The following is an 8,256-nucleotide window of genomic DNA, read 5'->3' on the forward strand; positions in this document are numbered from 1 at the left end:
CTTGAAGGCAAGCTGCCGCAATCGGCGTAAGCTGCGCTGAGTTGAATGAGCTGAGTTGCGGCGCGTCCGGCGCGGTGGTGGCGGCGCCGGACGGCTTGGCGACACGGATGTCGCCACCCGCCTTGATCTTGTTGACGGAGCCGGCCGCGCCCGTGAGCAGCGCCGTGTTGAGATGCAGGTTGCCGCCGCTGCGCACATAGCCCTTGCTGTCCGCATCCCACGCGCCTTGCGACTGGTACACCGACAGCGATCCCGTGTGATTGGCGGTGATGCGCTCGCTGGCGTTGAAAGACACGTCGCCAAAGCCGAGGATCAAGCGGTCCATGCTGTGGATGGTGTCGGGCCGGCTGTTCGGGCCATAGCCGAACTCGACCTGGCGGGCGTCAACCTGCAGGCGCCCGCTGCCGTTGCCGGCGCCGCCGCTGGCAACCAGGCCCGGCGCCGTGGTGGCGCCGTTCCATACCAGCACGTCGGTCTTGATGCGCGCCACGGCATCGCTGCCGCCGGCGCCATAGATCGCCGGGGTGCCGATCACCAGCCGCTCCAGCGACGATTTTCCCGTGCTCGCGTTAATGGTCGACAATTCGACGTTGTCATAGAAATTGATGGCGTCGCGCGCCGTCAGCGCCAGGCTTTCCAGCGCCGGCGCACCCACGCTGGCATCGCCGCGCAGCAGGCGGTCGAGGATGTCCTGGTTCAGGGTCAGTCCGGCCGGCAGCGCGTCGCGCGCCGCCATCGCGGCCAGCGACGCCGCGCTGCCCACATTGATGCCGCCCACGGCCAGCACCAGGTTGCGGGTGCCATAGGTGGTGGCGTCGCGCAGGTTGAAGCTCTGGTCGGTGGCGGCGGCAATGGTGCCCTCGGAATACAGCGGAGTGCTGCCACTGCACGCCACGCCTTCCGCGCAGGCGCCGATGTCGATGCGGCCCGGTCCCGATCGCGGATCGGCACTCACGCCGGGCGCCAGCATGTCGAGCCGGCCATTCGAGACGGCCAGCACGCTGGACGTGCCCGGCGCATACACGTAGCCGTCGCCCGAGTCCCAGGCCGCCTTGCCGCGGCCCAGGGTATTGATGCCGCCACCTTGCTCGATGACGATGCCGCCGGCCTTGCTGTTGGTCACCAGGAACACTTCGCCGGCCTTGAGAACGGCGCCATCGCGCACCACGATGTTATCGACGCCGCCCTGGAACTGGGCGATATTGGCTTGCTGGTTGCCGGTAACGCCGCTGTAGTTGACGGTGGGCAAGCCACCGATGCCCAGGCGCGGGGCGCCGATGGCATTCAGGGCGTCGGCCCGCACCGTGATCCCCTCGAAGCCAACGGTGGGCGCGGCAGCGTTGCCGATGATTTCATAATTCTTGCCGGAGCCGCCCAGCAGCAGCGCGCTGCCGCCGAAACCGTCCTTGCCTGGCGTGTAGTTGGCGCTGCCGGCAAAGCGCAGCGCGTCCTCGGTGCTGGCCCCGGGCAGCACCAGTTCGATGTGCAGCGCCTTGGCGTCGCGTTCGAGCAGCGGGCGCGGCACGCCGTCGCGCACGGCCTGCGCCAGCGCGAATGCGCTGTAGCTCGTTTCATTGTATTGCGAATAGCTGCGCAGCACGTCAGCCGACGTCAGCACCGCCTGCGATGGCAGCGCCGTGCGCAGGTCGGTATTGCTGGTGCCCAGCTGCACGGCGGTGGCGAAGGAACCATTGCGCATGGCCGTGGCCGAGCCGACGGGCAAGCCGCCGGCGGCCAGGCCGTTCAATTCCACGCGGAAGGCGCCGGGCAGCAGCGCAAAGCTCGACGGCAGCAAGGTATACGTGCCGGCGGCCAGGCCGGGCACGCCGGCGCCGATGGTGATCTGGCGCCCCAGCGCGGGATCGCCGGCGCCGTTCTCGGCGACGACGGGCGCATAGCCTGCCTGCGCGCCCGGCACGATGGCGTAGACGGGATTGGTGGCCAGGCCCGGCAGCACGAAGCCGCCCTTGCCGGAGGTCTGCACCAGCGGGTTGAGGCGGGCGTCGGTCGAGCCGCCGCGGCCCGCAAGAAAGGCTGCGCCGGTGAGGCTGCCGCCGCCTGACAGGTCGAGCACGGCGCCGGCGCGCACATCGACGTGTTCGCCGGTAAGCACGACGGCCGGATCATTGCCCACGCCCTTGTAGACGACATCGACGCCGTCCATCATGTAGCTCAGGCCATCGAGCGAGCCGCCGTACGGCATCAGCAAGCCGTTCGCGCTGACCGACGTCACGCTGCCGGGCAGCAGATTGGTGTGGCCCGTCACCGCGCCAAAGGTGTTCTGGCCCAGCGTGATCTTGCCCAGCGGCGCGCGCAGCACGCCACCCTGGTTCACCGTGGCGGCGCCCAGCTCCAGCGAGCCGAACACAGAGTAAGGCAAGGCCGGCAACGGCGCGGCAGGGTCGCCGCTGCGCTCGATGGTCAGCCGGCGGGCAGGGTCGAACTCGGTCGCCAGCTGCCCATATTCGTCGATCACGTTGCGTTTGCCCACTTCCACCTTGCCCGTGGCGCCGCTCACCGGATAGATTTGCGCGCCCGCCAGGGTCAGGTTGCCCGGCGTGTACAGCGCGGCCGCCGTACGCATGCGGATGTCGCCGCTCGAGCGCAGCGCCAGCTCGCCAAAGGCGTCGCGCTTGACCACCAGGTCGTCGGCCACGTTTTGCGCGATCACGCCGTTGCTGCCGACATTGACGGTATTGCTCAGGTCGATCAGCGCGGCATGCAAGGTCAGGCTGGCGTGGTCGTCCACGTTGGGCACGCCCAGCTTGCCGGCACCGACGCCGCCGTTGCCCGAGCCGCGCACGGGATTGGGCATCAGGTGGTCATCGCTCTGGGTGCGGCTGGTGCCGGCCAGGCGGATGTAGGGCGCCGCCAGCTTGACTTGCGCGCTGGTGGCGGTGTCGGCATGGTCGGCCAGGGCCAGGGCGCTGGCCGTCAGGCGCAGGCTCTGCCCCAGCGACAGGTCGAGGTTGCCATCAAAACTGATCAAGCCGTTTGACAGCAAGGCCAGGTGGTCGAAGCCGCCGGCGGCCACGCGGTCCGCGCCCAGCTTTGCCACACCGTAGCGCAGCGCCGGATCGCTGTCGCCCACCTGCAGGTCGGCAGCCAGGCCGCTATCGCCCTGGATGCTGGACACAATCATTTCACGCGGCACGCGCACCGCGTCTTCCACCGCCAGGCCCTTCAAGTCGAGCTTGCCGACGATGCCGTAGTTCGGCGCTTCCAGGTTGAGCGCCAGGGTGCCGCCGGACGCGCCGGCTCCGCCGGCGGCCGCATGCATGCTGCCGTCGAGCAGCAAGCCACGGAAGGAGCTCAGCGCGATGCTGCCGCCGTCGCCAGCCACCAGCACGCTGCCCTGGCCCGGCAGATCGAGCTGGGCGGCGGAGCCGGACGCTTCCAGGCGCGCGCCGGGGCGCACGATGACGAAGGCGTCGGCCGCCTCGACCTGGGTGGCGTCGAGATTGTGTTTGGCACCAATTTCGATGCTGCCGCCAGCGCCCACATGGCCATACACGCCGCCCTGGGCGTCGATGGCGGTGGCCGCGTGGCCGGCCACGTCGAGGACCGCGCGCTCGCCGATCCAGATCGACTGGGCGTTGGCGCTGCCATCCGGACGGTTGATTTCACCACCGGTCACCAGCGTGCCAGGCAACACGGAAATGCGGCCGCCGGCCGCGCTCAGCGTGCCGTCCACGGTGATCTGGCCGTTGCCCGTCAGGCTGATGCTCTTGCCGTCGTCCACGCGCAGCGTGGCGCCCTCGCCCACGACCAGCGGCGCCTTGGCGTTGCGGGTGCCGGCCGACAGTGCGATATCGGCGCCGGCGCGTTGCTTGAGCACGCCTTTCACGGCATTTTCCTGCCACAGCGGCGCCAGCCACGGTTGCAGCACGGCGGCCGGATCGGCGCCGGTCGGCAATTGGTCCGCCAGCGCCAGGTCGGCGCGCAGCAATGGCATGGAAACGTCGATGCTGGCGCCCTGCGCCACCTGCAGGCCCTGCTGGCCGTTGATGTTGTAGTGCGCAAAGCCGCGCTGGAACAGCGTGTTGTCCAGCACCAGCAGCGGCTTGACGGCCAGGTCCTGCGGCGCATGGTTGCCGGCCAGCAGGCGATCGCCCGCATTCAGGGTCACGTCGAACGCGAACGCGGTGCCGGCAGCCACCCTGGCGTTGAAAGCGGCTACCGGCATGCCGTCCGGGAAGGCGTTGGCCGGCACCAGGTAGCCCGAACCGAGCTTGCCGCGCACGCCCGTCAGGGTGACGCCGGCCGGCACGGTCATGCCGCTGGTGTAGCCGATGCCGTTGCTGCCGGTGACGGTGACGTATTCATAGCTGATCGAGGCGGGCGGCACCACCCAGGCGGCCGGCAAGGTGTACGGACGCGCCGCGCTGAAGTCCGGCAAGTCCAGCAGCGGCTGGCCGGGCTGGACCTGCGTGCTGACATAGCTGAAGTCGCTATCGAGCACGGTGCCGGCCTTGATGGTGAAGGCTTTTGCCAAGGTCAGGTGCACGGGTACGGACTGGCCTGCTGGCAACACGCCATTGTCCGCCAGCACGCCGCCGCCCAGCGCCACGCCGGTACCGCTGTCGATGGTCAGGGTGCCGCCGCCGTTGGCGCCGTAGCCGCGCAGTTCGCCATCGAGCACCAGCGTCTCCGACTTGACGCCATTGATATCGTTCTGGTTCGCGCGCAAGGTGATGTCGCCGCCGCGCCCGCCTTTCAGCGTGCCGTCGGCCAGCACGGCCGCGCCCGAGGACGTGTCGATCGCGCTGCCGGCCGCCAGGTTGACGCTGCCGCTGCTGACCAGCGCCACCGCGCCGCCGTTGACATGCGGCAGGCCGGACGTATTGCCCGGATCCAGCTTGAGCTGGCTCCACAGGCCGCGCGTGTCGAGCGTCACGCCGGCGGCCACATCGATGCCCACCTTGGCTCCGGCCGCTGGCGTGGCGACCGTGGTATCGAGCCAGCCGCTGGTGGCGTTGGCCTGCTTGCTGACGATGTCGCCCAGCGCGATGCTGCCGCCGCGCGCCGTCAGCCCGGCGTTGACCGTGACCTGCGGCGCATGCAGCGCGATCTCGCCGCCCGGTGCGACTTGCACGGCGGCATTGACCTCGATGTCGCCGCTGGCATAGGCCTTGATGCCGCCCAGTTTTTGCGCATTGAGCCAGCCCGCGTCCAGGTAGGTCTTGCCGAGCAGATTCTCGGGCAAGGCATCTTCGCGCTGGAGCTCACCGGCGCCGACGCCGCCGCTGCCGATATGGATGGCTTGCAGCAGCGCCGCGGGATTGTCGCGCAGCTGCGCGCTGGCAGCGTCATACACGGGCGCCAGCTGGCCCAGCACCAGCTGGCCGTTGCGCGCGGCCGCCAGTTGCGACTGGCGATAACTGTCGAGGGTGGCGTCGCGCGCGTCCTGCTGGCGCTCGCCCTGGAACACGCTCGATTCGATCGCGCCTTCGAGCACGGCCGATTGGGTGCCCACCACCACGCGGCCCGCGTCGCGGCCCACGGTATAGCCGTTTTCCAGCCGTTGCTGGGCGCCGACCAGGGGACTGGCGAAATTTTCCGTCACTTCCGCGCCCCAGCGCTGGTGCTGCGCCGCGTAGCCCTGGTAGACGCCCGTGTACAGCATGTCGCCGGGCGCCGTCGACAGCCGGTAGAGCTGGCCATCCTTGCCGTTCAGCCAGCTCTGGCGAACCATGCCCGTCTGGACGTCAAACGTGCCGCCGGATACATTGAGCAAAGAGCCGGCCTGGGTCACCAGTTCGCCGCCCTGGAACGCCACGGTGCCGCCCTGCGCCGCCCATTCGCCGATGCCATGGCCGCTGGTGTTGAGGTAGCCGCTCACTTCGAGCAAGCCGCCGGCCGTGTACCAGCGGTCGGTCGCATAGCCATTCGTGCCGGCCGCCACGCGCACCAGGTCGCGCCGGTCGAGCCACAGGTCGGTGCTGTTGAGGACCTTGCTGTCGCGGTTGCCCGGTGCGTCGCGCTGCTCGTTGCCCTGCGCATTGATCAGCACATTGTTCGAGGCCATCGCCACGTTAACGCCGACGGCGCCGGAGACGTCGATGCTGGCGCCTCGCGCCACCTGCGTGCGGCGCGCGGCCAGCGCATTGACCTGGCCGCCCGTGGCCAGGGTCAGCGAGCCGGTGTCGAAAGCGATATCGCCGCCGGAGGCTATCTGGATCAGCGACAGGTCGCGGCGGTTGTAGGCGCCGTCGCTGAGCAGCGCCGAATCCTTGATGAGCGCGTCGCGCTGCACGTCCAGCGCCGTGGCGCCGCTGTCGTCGAGCAGCACCGTCGTCAGGCTGTCGGGCGCCAGGGTGACCAGGCCGTCGCTGCCATCGGCCTTCAGGTGCACGGTACCGCGCGTGGTGACGCTGGTGCTGCTGAGCAGCACGCCGGCCTGCCGCACGTCGCGGCCCGTCAGGGTGACGTCGCCCGTCAGCGCCTGCACCAGGCCGGCATTTGTCACCTTGCCCGCGTCGCTCTGTGCGTTGAACTTGACGTCCACCTCGTTGCCGCGCGTGCTCGAGGTCTGATTGCTGTCCGTCCCCAGCCCCTTGCGGATGACGAAACTGTCGCCAGCGGCCAGCGTGACCTGGCCGTTCGGCGCCGACACGCTGCCGCCGTTATGCACCTCGCGTCCGGCCAGCAGCACATAGCCGCCGCCTTCCGTCACCGTCTGCGGTTTGCGCGTGCTGAGCTGCGCCCCGGCCTGCACCACCACGTCGGCCGTGGCATTCGCATGCGTGGCCACGTTGCCATTGAGTACCAGGTCGTTGGCCAAGGTGGGCTTGAAGCTGGAACCGAGCGTATCGCTGTAGATCCCCTTCTGGAACTGGCTGTTGCTCATGCCCACGGCGGCGGCCACCAGGCTGCGCGTATCGACCTGGCTGCTGCCGGAAAAGACGATGCCATTGCGGTTGACCAGCATCACCGTGCCGTCGGCCTTGATCTGGCCCTGGATCTGGCTGGGACGGGCCAGCGGATCATTGATGCGGTTGAGCACCGACCAGTTCGCCGCCTGGTCGAATTGCAGTGTCGTGTGCTGGCCGATATTGAAGCTTTCCCAGTTCAGGATCGCCTTGTCAGCCGTCTGCTTGACGGTAACCACGGTCTTGCCGCCGGCCTGTGCCTGCGTGGGGCCGTTCGCGTTGAGCCAGCCGGCGGTCAGGCTGTTGGTATCGACTTGCAAACCGCCTGCCGCCAGGCCTTCGGGCACGCTCGAGCCGGCGGCGATGGCCGCCTGGCGCGCCGCCTGCTGGGCCGCCTGCTGCACGGCGATGGCGCGCGCCGCCAGCTGCAGATTGTTCAGCGACGTTTGCAGCTGGGCATTGGCTTTTTGCTGCTGCGCCTGGGTATTGTCCGGCGCGATGATGGCCTGGCCATTCGGCAAGCGTCCCGTGGTGGCGGCCGTGCCCTGCTGCGCGCCCTTGCCGGCGAACCAGGCGCCGCTGAACGGCTGCTGCGCCTGCGTGCCGCCCGCCTGCAGCAGCATGGCGATGGCCAGCGCCAGCGGTTTCAGGCGCACCGGCGCCCGGTCCGGTTGCCCGCCATGGCGGAGGAGGATGCGTGTTTCGTGACCGACTTGCTTCGCTGCATGGCGACATTCCCTTTTCATGTTCCGTTGCTGACCGATATCGCGAGGCGGCGCGCGGCACGCACGGGGCGGGCGGCAGGCACGGAATCGCGGCTTCCAGCAGCATTGACAGGGAACAAGGGGCGGGACTGCAAAAGGTCATGAAAATGTCATAAATGGCGCTCCGCCTTGGCGCCCCGCCTTAGCGCTCCGCCATGGCGCTGGGCGCCATTGGCGTGCGCTAACCGAACAGCACGATGCCGCCCGGCAAGCGCGTCACGCGCGCGCCGTACGCATCCTGGATCAGGGCAATCACATCGTCGAGGCGGTCCAGCGAAAAACTGGCTTGCACGCGGGCCTTGCCCAGCACGTCATTGTTCAAGATGAGCTTGCCGGGACGGTAGCGGTTCACCTCATCGACCACCTCGGCCAGGGTGCTTTGCTTGAACACCAGCAAGCGCTGGCGCCAGGCGCTGACCTCGCCCGCCCGCACGGCGCGCGCGATGCCGAAATGCGCGGGACGGTAGCGCAGCTGCTCGCCGGCGGCCAGTTCCGCATCGTTACCGTTCTGCACCACGCGCAGGCGGCCCGCCAGGCACGTCACGCACACTTCCTGGCCGAACAGGCGGATATTGAAGCGTGCGCTGCCGGCCGAGACGCTGCCGTCGCCCGCCTGCACG

General features: G+C 69.1%; 2 protein-coding genes. Both read right to left on the bottom strand.

The window, feature by feature from the left end; all coding sequences use genetic code 11:
• Positions 1-7,528, bottom strand: a 7,528-nt coding sequence (locus tag JaAD80_RS27250) for a filamentous hemagglutinin N-terminal domain-containing protein (protein WP_180979618.1), incomplete at its 3' end; no start/stop codon positions are given.
• 289 nt (positions 7,529-7,817) lie between these two features.
• Positions 7,818-8,256: FecR family protein (locus tag JaAD80_RS27255; protein ID WP_374755286.1), on the bottom strand; the 439-nt coding region annotated here is incomplete at its 5' end.

It is taken from the genome of Janthinobacterium sp. AD80, assembly GCF_002878455.1.
Taxonomy (GTDB): Bacteria; Pseudomonadota; Gammaproteobacteria; order Burkholderiales; family Burkholderiaceae_D; genus Janthinobacterium.